Annotated in this window: 17 protein-coding genes; 12 read left to right on the top strand and 5 right to left on the bottom strand. The window is 61.5% G+C overall.

Translation table 11 applies throughout. The features are described 5' to 3' along the window. Positions 1-6 precede the first annotated feature (6 nt). Entirely contained in the window at positions 7-444 is a 438-nt protein-coding gene (locus tag ACZ9BX_RS12430; protein ID WP_476218219.1) for a response regulator, read from the top strand. Positions 445-450: 6 nt separating this feature from the next. Here ACZ9BX_RS12430 and ACZ9BX_RS12425 read toward each other — a convergent pair whose 3' ends face one another. The 4 genes from ACZ9BX_RS12425 to ybaL form a co-directional block, all read right to left on the bottom strand. Continuing rightward, entirely contained in the window at positions 451-1,158 is a 708-nt protein-coding gene (locus ACZ9BX_RS12425) for a sensor histidine kinase (protein WP_476218217.1), read from the bottom strand. An 89-nt stretch (positions 1,159-1,247) separates the two neighbouring features. Then, positions 1,248-3,809 carry a protein translocase subunit SecD gene (gene secD, locus ACZ9BX_RS12420; protein WP_476218215.1) on the bottom strand — a complete coding sequence of 854 codons (2,562 nt, stop codon included), beginning with the start codon at positions 3,807-3,809 and terminating at the stop codon, positions 1,248-1,250. An 87-nt stretch (positions 3,810-3,896) separates the two neighbouring features. Continuing rightward, positions 3,897-4,316, bottom strand: coding sequence for a hypothetical protein (locus tag ACZ9BX_RS12415; RefSeq protein WP_476218213.1), 420 nt, complete (start codon positions 4,314-4,316; stop codon positions 3,897-3,899). A gap of 15 nt (positions 4,317-4,331) precedes the next feature. Next, positions 4,332-6,134 (bottom strand): YbaL family putative K(+) efflux transporter, encoded by a 1,803-nt coding sequence (gene ybaL / locus ACZ9BX_RS12410; protein WP_476218211.1) that lies wholly within the window; start codon positions 6,132-6,134, stop codon positions 4,332-4,334. 34 nt (positions 6,135-6,168) lie between these two features. On the opposite strand from ybaL, the gene ACZ9BX_RS12405 reads away from it, so the two are divergent. Further along, a complete protein-coding gene (locus ACZ9BX_RS12405) occupies positions 6,169-6,477 on the top strand; it encodes a helix-turn-helix domain-containing protein (protein ID WP_027509851.1) in 309 nt (102 codons plus the stop codon). On the opposite strand, the gene ACZ9BX_RS12400 is transcribed toward ACZ9BX_RS12405, so the two are convergent. Next, the gene (locus ACZ9BX_RS12400) at positions 6,474-7,901 is read right to left on the bottom strand and encodes an ArnT family glycosyltransferase (protein WP_476218208.1); all 1,428 of its coding nucleotides are present in this window, start codon (positions 7,899-7,901) and stop codon (positions 6,474-6,476) included. The two genes, ACZ9BX_RS12405 and ACZ9BX_RS12400, sit on opposite strands and share 4 nt — an antisense overlap. A 641-nt stretch (positions 7,902-8,542) precedes the next feature. Here ACZ9BX_RS12400 and ACZ9BX_RS12395 point away from each other — a divergent pair. The 10 genes from ACZ9BX_RS12395 (at position 8,543) to cheT (ending at position 16,966) form a co-directional block, all read left to right on the top strand. Beyond that, a complete protein-coding gene (locus tag ACZ9BX_RS12395; protein WP_476218206.1) occupies positions 8,543-10,174 on the top strand; it encodes a globin-coupled sensor protein in 1,632 nt (543 codons plus the stop codon). Between the two features lie 63 nt (positions 10,175-10,237). Continuing rightward, positions 10,238-10,534, top strand: coding sequence for an STAS domain-containing protein (locus tag ACZ9BX_RS12390; RefSeq protein WP_086997710.1), 297 nt, complete (start codon positions 10,238-10,240; stop codon positions 10,532-10,534). Beyond that, positions 10,531-10,896, top strand: a complete 366-nt coding sequence (cheY1, locus tag ACZ9BX_RS12385) for a chemotaxis response regulator CheY1 (protein WP_003570362.1) — start codon at positions 10,531-10,533, stop codon at positions 10,894-10,896. The genes ACZ9BX_RS12390 and cheY1 overlap by 4 nt, the downstream gene beginning before the upstream one ends. Before the next feature lie 16 nt (positions 10,897-10,912). Beyond that, positions 10,913-13,201, top strand: a complete 2,289-nt coding sequence (locus tag ACZ9BX_RS12380; RefSeq protein ID WP_476218203.1) for a chemotaxis protein CheA — start codon at positions 10,913-10,915, stop codon at positions 13,199-13,201. Positions 13,202-13,204: 3 nt separating this feature from the next. Further along, entirely contained in the window at positions 13,205-13,672 is a 468-nt protein-coding gene (locus tag ACZ9BX_RS12375) for a chemotaxis protein CheW (RefSeq protein ID WP_476218202.1), read from the top strand. Then, positions 13,669-14,580, top strand: coding sequence for a protein-glutamate O-methyltransferase CheR (cheR, locus tag ACZ9BX_RS12370; RefSeq protein ID WP_476218200.1), 912 nt, complete (start codon positions 13,669-13,671; stop codon positions 14,578-14,580). Before ACZ9BX_RS12375 ends, cheR begins: the two co-directional genes overlap by 4 nt. Next, positions 14,577-15,620, top strand: a complete 1,044-nt coding sequence (cheB, locus tag ACZ9BX_RS12365) for a protein-glutamate O-methylesterase CheB (protein ID WP_476218198.1) — start codon at positions 14,577-14,579, stop codon at positions 15,618-15,620. The genes cheR and cheB overlap by 4 nt, the downstream gene beginning before the upstream one ends. Beyond that, positions 15,620-16,009 (top strand): response regulator, encoded by a 390-nt coding sequence (locus ACZ9BX_RS12360; protein ID WP_022718672.1) that lies wholly within the window; start codon positions 15,620-15,622, stop codon positions 16,007-16,009. Before cheB ends, ACZ9BX_RS12360 begins: the two co-directional genes overlap by 1 nt. Next, a complete protein-coding gene (gene cheD / locus ACZ9BX_RS12355; RefSeq protein ID WP_086997698.1) occupies positions 16,006-16,560 on the top strand; it encodes a chemoreceptor glutamine deamidase CheD in 555 nt (184 codons plus the stop codon). The genes ACZ9BX_RS12360 and cheD overlap by 4 nt, the downstream gene beginning before the upstream one ends. 16 nt (positions 16,561-16,576) lie before the next feature. Then, the gene (gene cheT, locus ACZ9BX_RS12350; RefSeq protein WP_027509860.1) at positions 16,577-16,966 is read left to right on the top strand and encodes a chemotaxis protein CheT; all 390 of its coding nucleotides are present in this window, start codon (positions 16,577-16,579) and stop codon (positions 16,964-16,966) included. The last annotated feature ends 10 nt before the right edge of the window (positions 16,967-16,976 follow it).

Below are 16,976 nucleotides of genomic sequence, written 5' to 3'. Positions count from 1 at the left end.
AACAGCATGAGCACCGCAGCGGGTCCGGGAGACGCCGTCAAAGTCCTGTTCGTGGATGACGAATTCGTCGAATTCAGGTCGCTGAAGAAGAAGATCGGCAGCCTTTCCGAGCCTGCCGTCGATATCGAGTATTCGCAGTCGATCGGCGACGCGTTGGAGAAGGTCAAGGGCGAGCGGTTCGACCTCATTCTGCTCGACAACCGGCTGCTGCCGAATGCCGATTTCCGCGAGACGGTGCCGGAGCTTCGCGCCATCGGCTTCACGGGGCCGATCGGCGTCGTTTCTACGGATATCTCAGGCGGCTATTTTCAGCAGTTTCCGGATTATGGCGTCGATTTCCGCATCGGCAAGGATGAAATCGACGCGCGGACGCTGCAATACATTATCCGCGAGTACGTAAAGTACGACCTGCCCGACTACTGGAAAGATGACTATACGATCTGATCGCGATCAGGCGGCGGGCAGCCGGATCGTGAAACGGCTTCCCGTTTGGTCCGAATGGCTGAGCGTCAGGTTGCCGCCCATCGCGGTTAAGAGCTCGCGAGCGGCCGTCAGCCCCAGGCCGGCGCCGGCCACGGCGTCTGGCTGGGGCAGCTTCCAGAAAGGTTCGAATATCCGCTCCTGATGGGCTGGCTCAATGCCTCGCCCGTTGTCGGAAACATGGATCAGCCAGTCGCTGCCGCTCCTTTCCGCCGCCAGTTCGACATGCGGTGTCGCGGCACCCCGATAAAGCAGCGCATTGGCGAGGATGTTCTTCAGCGCGGTCGAGAGAAGGGCGGCATCGCTGTTGAGGCTTGGAAGTGTGTGATGGCTGAAGGTCGCGTCATGGGCCCCCACCTCGGCCTTCAATTCAGTCCAGAGACCGTCAACGATCGGGCCGAGTTCCACCGGGGCGGGCGAAACCTGCGGCGTGCCCGCAGCGAAGCTCATCAGTGCCTTGGTGAGGCGCTGCGCGGTCTGGGCTTTCTGAAGGATTGCCGTGAGGCTTTCGCGCTGTTCGCTATCGAGCGTCTCACTGAGTTCGTCCAGCAGGATTTCCGCATACATCGCGATGTGCCGGAGCGGCGATTGAAGGTCGTGCGAAGCGGTCGCCAGAAAACGCCTCATGCGCTCCTCGCTGGCGCTGGTAACAGCAGTTGGCATTGGACCGGATGACATACAACCTCTCACTTCATTGAAGGGAAGATAGAAAGAGGGCGCCGGTTCGGCAACCGGCGCCCTCTCGGAACATGTCTGTCGAAGGTTTCTTAGCCGATTGACTTGCGCGGCTCGGCGGCTTCCGGTGGGATGATCTCCGCCTCGGCGCCGGCGGAGGCCGCCGCGGCCTTGGCGTGGCGGCGGCGCCAGTCACCTAGGAAGAGCAGGATCGGCGCTGCGATGAAAACCGACGAGAGCGCGGCGACCGCAATGCCGAACACCATCGGGATCGCGAAGCTCTCGACCGCGCTGCCGCCCCAGATCGCCATCGGAAGCATGGCGAGAAAGGCGGTGGCGGAGGTGTAGAGGCTTCGGCCGAGCGTTTCGTTGATCGACTTGTCGATGAGCTCGCGAAGCGGCATCGACTTGTAGAGGCGCATGTTTTCACGCATGCGGTCATAGACCACGACCTTGTCGTTCACCGAATAGCCGACCAGCGTCAAAAGCGCCGCGATGGCCGTCAGGTTGAAGTCGAGCCCGGTGAGCGCGAAGAAACCAATGGTCTTCGTCACATCGAGGACGAGGGTCGCGATGGCGCCGACCGCAAACGGCCATTCAAAGCGCGCCCAGATATAGACGAGCATCGCCAAGCTTGCGAGAACGACCGAAAGAATGCCGGCGACCGCGAGCTCGCCGCTGACCTTCGGGCCGACGACTTCCGTCCGCTCGATCGTTGCCGACGGATCGACCTTGACGATCTCCGCCTTCAGCTGATTGACGGCGGTCGTCTGCGCTTCCTCGCCGCCCGGCTGGCGCTCGGCGCGGATGAGGATATGATTGCTGTCGCCGAAGGACTGCAGCGCCACTTCGCCGAGGCCGAGTGCATCAAGGTCTTCACGGAAGGAGGCGAGATCGGCGGCCTGTGCCGTCTTCACTTCCAACTGGATGCCGCCGCGGAAGTCGACGCCGTAGTTGAGGCCAGGCGTGACGAACAGCACGACGGAAATGATGGAAAGCGCGGCGGAAAGCGCAAGCCCGAAGAAACGCGCCTTCATGAACTGGATCTGCGTGCCGTCCGGGACGAGGCTGATCGGAAGCAGTGGCTTGATGTTGATGACCTTCATCTTCCTACGGCGGACGATCGCCATCATCGCGACACGGACGATGGAAACGGCGGTGAACATCGAGATCATGATGCCGAGGCCCATGGTGACGGCGAAGCCGCGAACCGGGCCGGAGCCGAACCAGAACAGCAGCACGGTCGCGATCAGCGCCGTCATGTTACTGTCGACGATGGTCGAGTAGGCGCGGCTGAAGCCGGCGTCGATGGCGGCGAAGGCGCCACGGCCCTTCCGGGTCTCTTCACGGATACGCTCGTTGATGAGAACGTTCGCATCCACCGCCAGACCGATGCCGAGGACGACACCGGCAATACCAGGCAGGGTCAGCGTCGAACCGATCAGCGTCAGGCCGGCGAAGGTCAAAATCACGTTCAGGAAGAGCGCGACGTTGGCGAGCAGACCCCAGCCGCCGTAGAGGAAGAACATGAAGCCGACGACCAGCGCGAAGCCGATGAGACCGGAGGTCAGGCCCTTCTTGATGGCGTCGCCGCCGAGATCGGCGCCGACAGTGCGCTCCTCGATGACCGTCAGCTTGGCGGGAAGTGCACCGGCGCGCAGCATGGCCGCAAGCGTGGTGGCGCTTTCTGCTGTGAAGCTGCCGGAAATCTGGCCGGAGCCGCCGGTGATCGGTTCGCGGATGACGGGCGCGCTCAATACCTTGCCGTCGAGGACAATGGCGAAGGGATTGCCGACATTCTGCCGGGTAATATCCGCAAAGCGGGTCGCGCCGGCGCTATCGAAGCGGAAGCTGACGATCGGCTCGCGGGTGTTCTGGTCGAAGCCGACGCGGGCATCGGAAAGGCGGTCGCCGGAAATTTCGACGCGGTCTTCCACCGGATAGGTATTGCCCTCATCGTCCTTCATCATGGTGACACCCGGTGCGGGGGCATTGCTCGGGGCAAGCATGTGGAACGTCATCTTGGCGGTGGAGCCGAGCAACTGGCGCAGGCGGCTCGGATCCTGCGTGCCCGGAAGCTGGACGAGGATACGGTTTCCGCCGACGCGCTGGATCGTCGGTTCGGCGACGCCGACCTGGTCGACGCGCTGGCGGATGACCTCGAGGCTCTGCTCGACGGCCGAGTTCACGTTCTGCGTGATGCCGGCCTTCGAGAAGGTCATCGTGATGTTGTTCGTGCCGCTGGCAGCGATATCGAGATCGGACTGACCGGCGGTGAGGCCGACGCCAACCGGGTTCGCCAGCGCCTGCAGATCGGTGATGGCAGCATCGCGCTGTGTCGGGTCCGTCAGCGTCACGACGATCTGGCCCTGGTTGCGGGCGACCGAGCTGGTTGCAACACCCTTTTCGCGCAGCACGCGCCGGGTATCCTGCAGGAGCGATTGCAGGCGTTCCTTCGTCAGTTCCGATTCATCGACTTCGAGAACCAGGTGAGAGCCGCCGCGAAGGTCGAGACCGAGAGAGACCTGATCATGAGGCAGCCAGGAAGGCACGCGGTCGAGGACGTTTTGCGGCACGACGTTCGGCAATGCCGTGAGAATGCCGAAGAGAATGATCACCGTATAGGTGAGCACCAGCCATGGTGAGGTGCGCATGTCGTTGTATTCCTTGAATATGCATATACCGGCGCGGTGCGCTGGCGGTGTGTCATGTGGTGTTGCGGAGGCGCGATGGTCGCGACATCAAGCGGCGGGCGGGGCTCGCGGCTGATTGCCCGGCAGAGCGGCCGGACGAAGAGCAGTATCGACCGGCGGCAGAGCCGCAGGCAGGCCCCACTCTGCGAATTCGAGATGCGGCGGCACCGGCAGGGACACCGGGCCAAAATCGTGAAGCGTCTGTTTCGGCGCAACCTTGCGATCGGCGGCGAGAATGCCGCGAACCGCCTCGCGCGCGGTCAGCTGGAGCGGCTGCGGTTCCTTGCCGGGCAGGGTCAGCGCATTATTGTCTGAGGCCACGGGACCGGGAATGAGATTGCCGCCGATGAGAAGGCCGATATAAGCGGTAATCGCAAGGACGAGCGAAACAGCGATGCGGGCGCTCAAGCGGCGCGCATCGAGGCCTTCCCCGTCATTCTTTGCGATCTCGCTCTCAAATCGGCTCAAAAGCGCAAAAACCCGTCATTCTTTCTCGGACGGCGCTGCGGCCGTGCCCGGAATTGTATCAGTCCCATGCCCATCTTCATAGGCCGGACTGTCATGATGCACTTGGGCGAGCCGGTCAACCATCCCCATGGCGATTTCTCGCTCGCCCATGATGACGGTATCGGCGCCGTATTGCTTCAACTCGTCGACCTCGGCATCCGAATGCGCGCGGGCGACGATCAGGATCGCGGGGTTCACACTGCGGCCGTATTCGGCAACGCTGCAGGCTTCGAAGGCATTCGGAATGGCAATCACCAGGCTGCGCGCGCCGGGAAGATTGGCGAGATCGAGCACTTCGCGGGCGGCGGCATTGCCGATAATCGTCTCGACGCCTTGCGCGGCAAGCTCTTCGATCCGCTTTTCGGAATCCTCGATGACCAAGAAAGGCGTGCCCGAAGATTTGAGGTTCTGACCGACGATGCTGCCGACCCGGCCGTAGCCGACGAGGATGGCATGACCGGAAAGCGACGTCGGCTGGATTTCGTCTTCGGGTTCGGCGGGCTCGATGGGTGCCTCGGCTGCGTCGACCGGAGCCTCCTCCCGCTTTGGACGCTCGAGAAGCGGGCGCATGCGGTCGCAGGCGAAGAAGAGCAGCGGATTGAGGATGATCGAAATTATCGCGCCGGCAAGGATGAGGTCGCGGCCCTCTTGCGGCAGCAGGCCCAGATCGACGCCGAGGGCGGCGAGGATGAAGGAGAATTCGCCGATCTGCCCCAGGCTTGCGGAGATTGTCAGGGCTGTGCCGGCCGGCTTTCTAAAGAGCAGCACGATGAGGAAGGCGGCGACGGACTTGCCGATGACAATGATGAAGACGGTCGCCAGGAGCGGCAGCGGCTTTTCGATCAGGATGTTCGGATCGAAGAGCATGCCGACGGAGACGAAGAAGAGAACAGCGAACGCGTCGCGAAGCGGCAGGCTTTCTTGAGCGGCGCGATGGCTGAGCTCACTTTCGGCAAGCACCATGCCGGCAAAGAAGGCGCCAAGCGCCAGCGACACGCCGAAGAGCTTCGCGGCGCCGAAAGCGACGCCGAGCGCGATGGCGAGCACGCCGAGGCGAAAGAGTTCGCGCGAGCCGGTATGGGCGATCCTATGCATCGTCCAGGGAATGAGCTTGCGGCCGAAGACCAGCATGAGGGCGACGAAGAGCGCCACCTTCACCAGCGTCATGCCGATAATGCCGCCGATGCCGAGGTCGAGCCCGAACAGGCGGTTGAGGCCGGCCGAAAGCGGTTCGACCGGCGCGTGCTCACCACCACCGATGCTGGCGGCTGCGGGTATCAGCACGAGCGCGAGGACCATGGCCAAGTCCTCGACGATCAGCCAGCCGACAGCGATCTTGCCTCGCTCGGTTTCCACGAGGCGGCGTTCCTGCAGCGCTTTTAGGAGAACGACGGTCGAGGCGACGGAGAGGGCAAGACCAAAGACGAGACTGCCGCCTGTTGGCCAGCCCATCAGCGCGCCGAGGCCCCAGCCGAGGAGGGTTGCAAAGGCGATCTGAACGACGGCGCCCGGCACGGCGATGCCCCGAACCGAAAGCAGGTCCTTGAGCGAGAAGTGAAGGCCGACACCGAACATCAGCAGGATGACGCCGATTTCGGCGAGTTCGGGCGCAAGATCCTGATCTGCGACATAGCCCGGGGTATGCGGCCCGACGAGAATGCCGGCGAGCAGGTAGCCGACGAGCGGCGGCAGCTTCAACCGGTTGGCGATGGCGCCCAGGATAAAGGCCAGCACGAGACCTCCGACGATCGTCGAAATCAAAGGCGTATCGTGCGGCATTGCTCCCTCCCGATCTGGAATTCCCGTTGAAAACATGACATATATGGCGTATGTTGACCAATATGGGTGGTTTGGGATTATGGGTCAAGGCGCAAAGGAAACTATTCTGACACCTGCTTTATGCCGTGCCGCACGAGGGTTGCTCGATTGGACGCAGGCGGACCTTGCCGCGAAGGCGGCGGTCTCCCGCAGCACGATACGCGACTACGAAGGGCAGTACCATGAAATCCATCGCGCCACCGAGGCGCAGCTGCGCCTCGCCTTCGAGGACGGCGGCGTCCGTTTCGTTGAGATCGAAGGGGCGGGGATAGGGCTCTGCCTGCCTCCCGCGCGCAGCATTTAACCCTGCGGTCGCAGGCAGACGGCCGGCACCTTGTAGGCGTTGATCGTCTTGCCGCGGTAGTAACCGTCCGCCGGTTGCCAGCTTTTGACCAACTCAGGCGCAGCGGTCGTACAGGTCAGCTCATTGTGCGTGACGAAGAGGACTTGATCTTGCACATCCGCAGGCAGGGCGAAATTCTGCTCATAGTAATTGGCCGGGAAGCCGGCGGGCGGACGCGAGTAGATCTTGAGCGGCTCGTCTCTCAGCGTATGGAACATGTCGGCGACGAAATCGCGGTTGTCGGTGACGACGGTGCCGACACCGGCCTGCTTGGCGAGCGTGCCGACCTCTCGGCTGATCTCGCTGCGGCCGAGATAGCGCTTCATCGCTTCATTTCCGCCCGGAAGGACAAGCTGATGTGCAAAGATCGCGGCGAGCGGGAACAGGAAGCTTGCGAGGCCGCCGATGATGAGCGAGATGCGCAGGCCCTTCGGCCAGAGCTGCGTGAGGACTGACACAGCAAGAACTGTGCCTGCGACATAGGCCGACACCCCCCAATTCGCCTCGGCCTTGGCGACGAAGGCCTGCAGCGTAATCAGCAGGACGACGGGCATGGAAAGCCAGATGAGGAGTTTTTCCTTCTCGTCGCTCTTGCCTTTGATCATGCGCCACGTCGCCCAAAGCATGGCGAAGAAGACGATCGGCCCGACGACGCCGAACTGGGCGGCGAAGAATTCGAGCGCACCGCCAAAGTTCAGTTGCATCTGGTCCCACTTCGCGATGTCCTCGGTGTGGCGGACGGTCGTCGCGTCGTGAGTGACGTTCCACCAAAGGTTCGGTGAGGCGACGATGAGCGCGGTCGCCACGGAAATGAAGAAGTCGCGCCAGGCAATACGCGCAGCCGGAACAAGAAGCAGCGCGATCAATCCGCCGGGTACGATGAAAAGGATCGCGTATTTCGACAGGAAGGAACACCCGAAGGCAAGGCCCATGACAAGTGCGAGCACGACCGAACGCTTCTCGCTCAGGCCGAAATAGGCCCAAAGGCCGATCGTCATGAAAAACAGAAGGACGACATCGGTAGAAAAGAACACGGAGGAGAGCGCGACGGCAGGCATCGTGATGTAGATAGCGCCGGTCCAGCCTTCGATCTTAGGACCGGCAACTCGCCTGGCGAACTGCATCAGCAACAGCGCGGTGGCCACGTGCACGAGGGGCCCGCAAAGGCGCACCCAAAAAATGTCGGTGGAGCCCGAAATTTCCGTCATCGCGCGGATGAGCCAGGCGATCATAGGCGGCTTCGAATAATAGCCGAAGTCGAGATTCTGCGACCAGAGCCAGTATTGTGCCTCGTCGACGAAGAAATCCGTCGTGTCGAAATGCAGCATCACGATACGCCACAGAGTGACGGCGAGAATGATGAAAAGGCCTGTCCTGGCAGTCATGAACAACGTCCGCTGAGCTTGAGGCGCCTGCGATACATCAGAGGAAGGGGGCTGCCAACAGGGGCGGCGCAGAACGCCGCACTATGCCGCAGGTTCAGAGCACACGAAGGGTGGTTGCGCCGCGACTGGCTTCGATCCGCTCGAGCAGGGCGACGGCGGCCAGCGTCGCGATTGCGATGAGGCAGGAACCCAGTCCGAGAACAATCATTGCTCTATCCTTAACGACATCATGTCATGTCTAACAGGTGGGATATAACATAGAGCTTGTGCGGGACTTGTAGCGCGCCTGCAACGCCCAGAGACTATTTCGCTGAATGCGTTCGGAATGCTTGGAAAGGGCGGATTGTGAAAACGCCAATTAACCTTCAAGCAAGGAATTAACCATAAACATTGCGATACACGTCGGAATGGGAAGATGTTTGCTCGTTCCCACCAGGCATGACGCCGTCCCGCCGTACCGGCTCGATCCGGTATCCATCTCTTTTCCGAAACAGATTTGCTGATCGGGATACGTCCGCCCTCCGGTTTGCGCCGGCGGTTACACAGGTCGTTTCCCTGCAGTGCGCACATCGGATGGAGCACAAAGGTTTTTCACCGGACCGTATCCGGAATGTGGTTGGGGATAGGCATTGGGGCAGGACATGCCATCAGATCAGGCCAAAGGCGCGCAGGCAGGCAGCCTTCGCGATCGCCTGCGCTTTGCCGGTCTCGATGCCGCGCAATGCGAGGCAGTGCGCCGTCACCGGCCGATGCTCGAAGCCCGGCTGAAGAGCGGTCTTCGCGACCTGTTCCAGCGCTTCCAGTCCTTTCCGGACGCAGCCCGCAATTTCCAGAACGAGCGCCAGCTCGATCGCCTGCATGATCTCCAGTCCTCCCATTGGGACGTGCTGACGGATGCGCGCTTCGACAGCCTCTACGCCGAGCGTGTCAAGGTTCTTGCCGATACCGAAAGCAAGATGGGGTTTGATCCGCGCTGGCACGTTGCCGGCCATGGCGTCATGCTGGAGCACATCATTTCGGGTCTGGCGGGCGAGCTTGCAGGCAAGCCGTTGCTGCCAGGCGCCAAGCGCCGCGCGAAAGAGGTCTCCGAGATGATGACGGCGATTATCCGCCTCGTCATGGTGGATGTCGAAATCGCCGTCTCGCTGCGTTTCAATGCCTTGCGCGCCTCGCAGCAACGCGCGCTTGCCGAGCAGCGCGAAAACGACCGGACGGAGATCGCTCGGATTTTCGGTGACGTGGTCGACGGCCTTGCAGCCCGCGACCTGACCGTGCGCGCAGCCACCGATGGCGAAGGTACCTACGCTGATATCGCCGGTGCGCTCAACGCGGCACTCGACGGCTTTCAGGCGGAATTTGTCGCAATCAGCGAGCACACCACGAAAGCCGAACTTTCCACGCGTTCGCTTGCGGCTGCCTCGCAGAGCTTTTCGGGCAATGCGGCCGGTCATTCCGCGCAGCTCATGACATCAGCAGCAGCGCTCGAAGCGATCGCCGGGGATGTCCGCGACGGCGCAGCGGAAAGCCGCGCCGCCGAAAAGGCCGCGGCCTCCACCCGTGCCGCCGCCGAAGAGAGCGGTCACGTTGTCGGCCGTGCTATCAGCGCGATGGCGGATATCGAACAGTCCGCCGAAAAGATCGGCCAGATCATCGGCGCGATCGACGAGATCGCCTTCCAGACGAACCTGCTTGCGTTGAACGCCGGCATCGAGGCTGCACGTGCCGGCGAATCCGGTCGCGGCTTTGCGGTCGTGGCGCAGGAAGTGCGCGCACTTGCCCAGCGTTCTGCCGAAGCCGCCCGCGAAATCAAAACCCTTGTCACGACCACCAAGGCGCAGGTCGATGCCGGCGTTCAGATGGTCGGCCGCACGCAGGATTCGATCGGCAGCATCGTGCGGCAGGTAACCGGCATCAATGCTGCGATCGCAACGATTGCAAGCCAGACGGGCGAGCACGCTGCAAGCCTCGATATGGTAACGGCGGACGTCAAGGCGCTTGGCGCGCAGGTTGCCGACAGCGCGGCATCCGCCAACCGCGCGGCCGAAGGTGCCGATCATCTATACACGGTGATCCTCGAACTCGGGCAGACGATCCGCCAATTCCGCAGCGCCCGCGAAACTGGGCGGGTTGAAACGGCGCCGCTTCGCGCTTCCCGCCAACGCAGCATCGAGATCACGGCCCGTCCCGCCACACTGGACGAGGAATACGACAACGAGGATTTCGGGTTTTCGCGTCCGGCTGCGAGTTTCGGAGGCGCCCGAAATGCTTATTGACCTATCGGAATACGACCTCGCCTCATTTTTGCGGGCAGGGGACAACGGGACAAGGAAAAGCTGATGGCAGCAAGGAAGAGTGGGAAGACACTGAATTTGGCCGCGGTGCTTGATCTCAACGAGGCTTCGGCCTTGCGCGACAAGCTCATGTCAGTGCGCGGCGGCGATCTTTCGGTCGATGCATCCGCAGTCGAGCGCCTCGGCGGCCTGTGCGCTCAGGTTCTGATGGCTGCGGCGAAGACCTGGGACCAGGACAAGCATTCGTTCACCTTCACGAAAGTGTCCGATGCATTTCACAAAACCATGCAGCTGGTTGGCGTCGACATCGACCACCTGCTTGCCAAGGAGACCCGGCAATGAAGAAAAAAGTGCTCACCGTGGATGATTCACGGACGATCCGAAACATGCTTCTCGTGACGCTGAACAATGCGGGCTTCGAGACGATTCAGGCCGAAGACGGTGTCGAAGGTCTTGAAGTCCTGGAAGAATCCAACCCGGACGTCATCGTGACCGACATCAACATGCCGCGCCTCGATGGCTTCGGTTTCATCGAAGGTGTCCGCCGCAACGAGAAATACCGGGCGATCCCGATCCTGGTGCTCACGACCGAAAGCGACGCGGAAAAGAAGAACCGTGCCCGCCAAGCCGGAGCCACCGGCTGGATCGTCAAGCCGTTCGACCCTGCCAAGCTGATCGATGCCATTGAGCGCGTAACCGCTTAAACCCAGGATTTTCTCCATGGATATGAACGAAATCAAAGAGATATTTTTCCAGGAATGCGAGGAGCAGCTCGCCGAACTGGAATCCGGTCTCATGAAAATGAATGATGGCGATCGCGATCCGGAAACCATCAATGCGGTGTTCCGTGCCGTCCATTCGATCAAGGGCGGCGCCGGCGCCTTCGGTCTGGACGATCTCGTCGCTTTCGCCCATGTGTTCGAGACCACACTTGATTGCGTTCGTTCCAACAAGCTTGAGCCCACACAGGATGTCCTGAAGGTCATGCTGAAATCCGCCGACGTGCTGGCGGACCTCACCAATGCCGCCCGCGACGGCGGCAGCGTCGACGAAAGCCGCAGCCGCGGTCTGGTGAAGGAACTGGAAGCGCTGGCGAATGGAGAGCTGCCGTCTCCGTCCGCAGCCGCTGAAGCGCCGGCATCGAAACCTGCCGCAAAGGCGGCTCCGGCGCTTTCCCCAGCAGTGGAGGCCCCCAAGACGGCCGACGACAGCGGTTTCCAGCCGATACCCTTCTCCTTCGATGATTTCGGCGGTGAGGACGAGGCCGGCTCCGGTCTTCCTGTCTATGAAATCACCTTCAAGCCGCGCTCCGACCTCTATTCTAAGGGCAACGACGCCACGCTTCTGCTGCGCGATCTCTCCCGCCTCGGCGAGATGAGCAGTTACTGCAACATGGACGATCTGCCGGGTCTCGACGATCTTGATGCGGAGGCTGCTTATCTTAGCTGGAACATCACGGTGATGACGGACAAGGGCGAGGACGCCATTCGCACCGTGTTCGAATTCGCCGAATGGGATTGCGATCTGACGGTCGAGGCTGTCGAAGCCGAGTCCGCCGTGTCGTCCAACGACGAACTGCCGATGATCCCGGTTCCTTTCGACCTTTCGATCTTAGATGAGGGTGCCGCCGAGCTTCCCGCCCACCAGCCGACGTCGGATGCGGCTACTGCCGTCGCTGCCGCAGAGACGGCCTCGAACGTAACCCAGATGGCGGCCGCGGCCGCCCGCGTCGAAAAGAGGGAATCTGCTGCGGCCGCTGCAGCAAGTGCCGCTGCTGCCCAGAACAATGCCGCAGCAGGCGCAGGTCAGACGATCCGCGTCGATCTCGATCGCGTTGACCGCCTGATCAACCTCGTCGGCGAGCTGGTCATCAACCAGGCGATGCTGTCGCAGAGCGTCATCGAAAACGACACGACCGGCACCTCGTCCATCAATATGGGCCTCGAAGAGCTGCAGCAGCTCACCCGCGAGATCCAGGATTCGGTGATGGCGATCCGCGCGCAGCCGGTAAAGCCGGTCTTCCAGCGCATGTCGCGCATCGTTCGCGAAATCGCCGACATGACGGGCAAGACCATCCGCCTGATTACGGAAGGTGAAAACACCGAAGTCGACAAGACTGTCATCGACAAACTGGCAGAACCGCTAACGCACATGATCCGCAATGCCGTCGACCACGGCATCGAAACACCGGAAAAGCGTGCCGCAGCCGGCAAGAATACCGAAGGCACGGTTCGCCTGACGGCAAAACACCGTTCCGGCCGCATCCTGATCGAGCTGGCCGACGACGGCGCCGGCATCAATCGCGAGAAGGTGCGCCAGAAGGCGATCGACAACGACCTGATCCCCGCCGACACAAACCTTTCGGACGAGGAGATCGACAACCTGATCTTCCTGCCCGGCTTCTCGACGGCCGATAAGATCTCCGACATTTCGGGCCGCGGCGTCGGCATGGACGTCGTCAAGCGCTCGATCCAGGCCCTTGGCGGGCGCATCAACATCACGTCCAAGCCAGGCCAAGGCTCCGTCTTCACGATGAGTCTGCCGCTTACGCTCGCCGTCCTCGACGGCATGGTGGTCACGGTCGCCGGCCAGACGCTTGTCGTTCCGCTGACAGCCATCGTCGAGACACTGCAGCCGGAAGCAGCTGCGATCCACTCATTCGGTGCGAACCACCGCCTGATCTCGATCCGCAACTCGTTCTGCCCGCTGGTCGATGTCGGCCGCATCCTGAACTTCCGCGCCACGCAGGCAAATCCGGTCGAAGGGGTCGCACTGCTGGTGGAATCCGAAGGTGGCGGCCAGCGCGCGCTCATGGTCGACGCGATCCAGGGCCAACGGCAGGTCGTTATCAAGAGCCTGGAGGCGAACTACACGCATGTGCCGGGCATCGCCGCGGCAACCATCCTCGGCGACGGGCGCGTGGCGCTCATCCTCGATGTCGATGCCGTTGTCGGCGCCTCGCGCGGCCAGGCCCTGAAGCCTGAAATGTCGTTGGCAGCAGTGGGATAAGCCATGTCGTACGCCGTGAAAAATCTGAACCAGGGGGATCGCGAACTCATCGCGTTCCGCATCGGCGACCAGGAATTTTGCGTAAACATCATGTCGGTTCGCGAAATCCGCGGCTGGACGCCGGCAACGGCCATGCCGCATTCGCCAGGCTACATGAAGGGCGTCATCAACCTCCGCGGCGCGGTGCTGCCGATCATCGATCTTTCGGCGCGGCTCGGCATGAAGCCCGCCGAGCCGTCGGTACGCCACGTCATCATTGTCGCGCAGGTCCGGCGGAAGGTCGTCGGTCTGCTCGTCGACGCGGTCTCGGACATCCTCACCGTGACCGACGACAATATTCAACCGACGCCGGAAATCTCTTCCGACGCAGAACGCCAGTTCGCCCGCGGCATTCTTGCAATCGAAAAACGGATGATCTGCCTGGTCGAACTGGAAGCCCTCTTCCCCGATACGGAAAGCGAAGCTGCATGAATGCGTTGAGTGCAAAAGATCTCAGGCAGGGGAACCCGGACGAGGTTCTGGCGAGCGGCGAATATCCGCTGACGCGCCGCGACCTTACGGAAATCGCTGCGATGATCTACTCAGATGCGGGGATCTTCCTGAACGAGACCAAGGCTTCACTGGTTTATTCGCGTCTTTCCAAGCATATCCGCAATCTCGGCCTTTCGGGCTTCCGCGAATACTGTTCGCTGGTCTCCTCACCCGCCGGTGCGGCGCCGCGCCGCGAAATGCTTTCGCATCTGACCACCAATTTCACGCGCTTCTTCCGCGAGAACCACCACTTCGAGCACTTGCGTGACCATGTGCTGCCGGAGCTTCTGAACCGTGCCAAGATGGGCGGGCGTGTCCGTATCTGGTCGGCCGCATCTTCCGACGGGCAGGAGCCCTATTCGATTGCGCTGACGGTGCTTTCGATGATGCCGAATGTCGCCGACTACGATTTCAAGATCCTGGCAACCGATATCGACCCAAAGATACTCAATCTCGCTCGCGCCGGATCCTACGACGAGACGGCTCTCGAAACCGTGTCGCCGGCCATGCGCAAGCAGTGGTTCATGGAAGTTAACGTGGATGGCCGCCGTAAATTCCAGGTCGATGACCGCGTCAAGCGCCTGATCACCTACAACGAACTGAACCTGATGGCGCAGTGGCCCTTCAAGGGCAAGTTCGACATCATCTTCTGCCGCAACGTCGTCATCTATTTCGACGAACCGACGCAGATGAAGATCTGGTCGCGCTTTGCCGAACTGCTGCCTGAAGGCGGACATCTTTACATCGGCCACTCCGAGCGCGTATCCGGCGAAGCAAAGCACGTCTTCGACAATATCGGCGTCACGACGTATCGCCACACGGCGAAGGGACTGGGGAGAAAGGGATGAGCGCACCGGCAAGAGTTCTCGTCGTTGACGACTCCCCGACGATGCGCGGGCTGATAAGCGCCGTCTTGAGTTCCGATCCGGAGGTCAGCGTCATCGGCCAGGCGGGCGATGCACTGGAAGCGCGCGAGGCAATCAAGAAGCTCAATCCCGATGTCGTCACGCTCGACATCGAGATGCCGAACATGAACGGCCTGGAATTCCTCGAGAAGATCATGCGGCTTCGCCCCATGCCGGTCATCATGGTCTCCACCATGACGCACCGCGGCGCGGAAGCAACCCTGGCTGCGCTCGAAATCGGCGCCTTCGATTGCGTCGGGAAGCCTGCCCCCGGCGAGCTGCGCCCGTTCGGCGACCTCGCCGAGAAGGTCAAGGCTGCCGCGCGCACGCAACGCCAGTTCGTGCATCCGGCTGCAACTCCGGTTCCGCCGGTATCGGTCGCCGATTTCCGGGTCGGCCGCAAGATCGTTGCGATCGGTTCGTCGACGGGCGGCGTCGAAGCACTGATCGCGGTGCTTCAGAAGTTTCCGGCGAACTGCCCGCCGACGGTCATTACCCAGCATATGCCGCCGACCTTCACGAAAAGCTTTGCTGAGCGCCTTAACCGCCTCTGTGCTCCGGTCGTCGAAGAGGCGACGGATGGCGCACGTTTAGAGATTGGTAAGATTTATCTGGCACCAGGCGGAGAACGTCATTTGCAGGTCGCGAATGCGTCGGCTCCCTGTTGCCGTCTCGTCGAGCGCGATCCGGTGAACGGACATCGCCCCTCGGTCGACGTTCTCTTCGATTCCGTTGCCGAACTTGCCGGACGCAATGCGGTCGGCGTGATCCTGACAGGCATGGGCCGCGATGGCGCGGCTGGTCTCTTGAAGATGCGCCATGCAGGCGCGCGCACTCTCGGACAGAACGAAAAGACCTGCGTGGTCTACGGAATGCCGCGAGTGGCCTATGAACTCGGTGCCGTTGAGCAGCAACTGCCACTGAATGCCATCGGCGAAGAAATACTGAAAATGACAGCCGCCCGAAAGGAAGGGACAGAATAATGTCGATTGCGGAGAAAATCAAAGTTCTGATCGTCGACGATCAGGTCACGAGCCGGTTGCTGCTCAGCGATGCGCTGACCCAGCTCGGCTTCAAGCAGATCACGGCTGCCGGCGACGGCGAGCAGGGCATGAAGATCATGGCCCAGCAGCCGCATCACCTGGTGATTTCGGACTTCAACATGCCAAAGATGGATGGTCTAGGCCTGTTGCAGGCCGTGCGCACCAATCCGGCAACCAAGAAGGCCGCTTTCATCATCCTGACGGCGCAGGGCGATCGCGCTCTCGTGCAGAAGGCTGCCCAGCTCGGCGCCAACAACGTGCTTGCGAAGCCCTTCACCATCGAAAAGATGAAAGCGGCTATCGAAGCCGTGTTTGGAGCGCTGAAATGAATGTCGAGGCAGCAGCCCGCCGCGTTCATATCATTCAAGGCGAATGGAAGGTCTTGAATGATCCGGGCGCGGTTCTGACGACCATTCTTGGCTCGTGTGTGGCTGCCTGTCTGCGCGATCCCGTGGCCGGCGTGGGCGGAATGAACCACTTCCTGCTGCCAGGCACGGGCAATACGCCGATGAGCGGCGGGGACGCCACACGCTATGGCGTTCATCTGATGGAATTGCTAATCAACGGCCTTCTGAAGCAGGGCGCGCGCCGCGACCGCCTGGAGGCAAAGATTTTCGGCGGGGCGAAGACGATCTCGACATTCTCCAATGTCGGCGAACAGAACGCCGCCTTCGCCATGCAGTTCCTGAGGGACGAAGGCATCCCGGTCGTCAGCTCCAGCACCGGCGGCGAACATGGCCGCAAGCTCGAATACTGGCCGGTTTCAGGCCGCGCGCGCCAGTACCCCCTGACAGGCGCCGAAACGCAGAAAACGGTGGCTCTCGAACAGCGTCCCGTCACGCCGCAGAAGCCGGTCGAAACAAGTATCGAATTTTTCTGATGACAAGGATTTTTCTATGACTTTCAGTGGACCGATCGAGCCGCCTTCGCCGGTCGAGGCGCTTCCGGATATCCTCATGCGCATCGTTTCCGAACTGCATGATGTCGCTTACCTCATCGAACGCATCGAGCCGCAGCTTCTCGAAATCGGCGGCGCCGATGTCCTGAATTCGCCGGACAGCATGAAAATCATGCAGGGCATTGATCTTGCCGTCCAGAAAGCCCGTGGTCTGGCTGAATTCATCGACACCATCACAGGTGAAATTCCGCAAAGCTGGGCTGTTGACGTCGCGACCGCGCTCAGTCTCGTCAAGCTTGCCGAAATGCAGAAAGCGCTCGGCGGCGCCACGCGCCACGGCCATTCCCAACCGCTCAGCAAGGCGGCCGGCGACTTCGATTTCTTCTGATTTTTCAGTT

This window comes from Rhizobium sp. USDA 3886 (assembly GCF_056279785.1).
The sequence above is the reverse complement of the archived record's forward strand: the minus strand, read 5'-3'. Positions and strand labels throughout refer to the sequence as shown.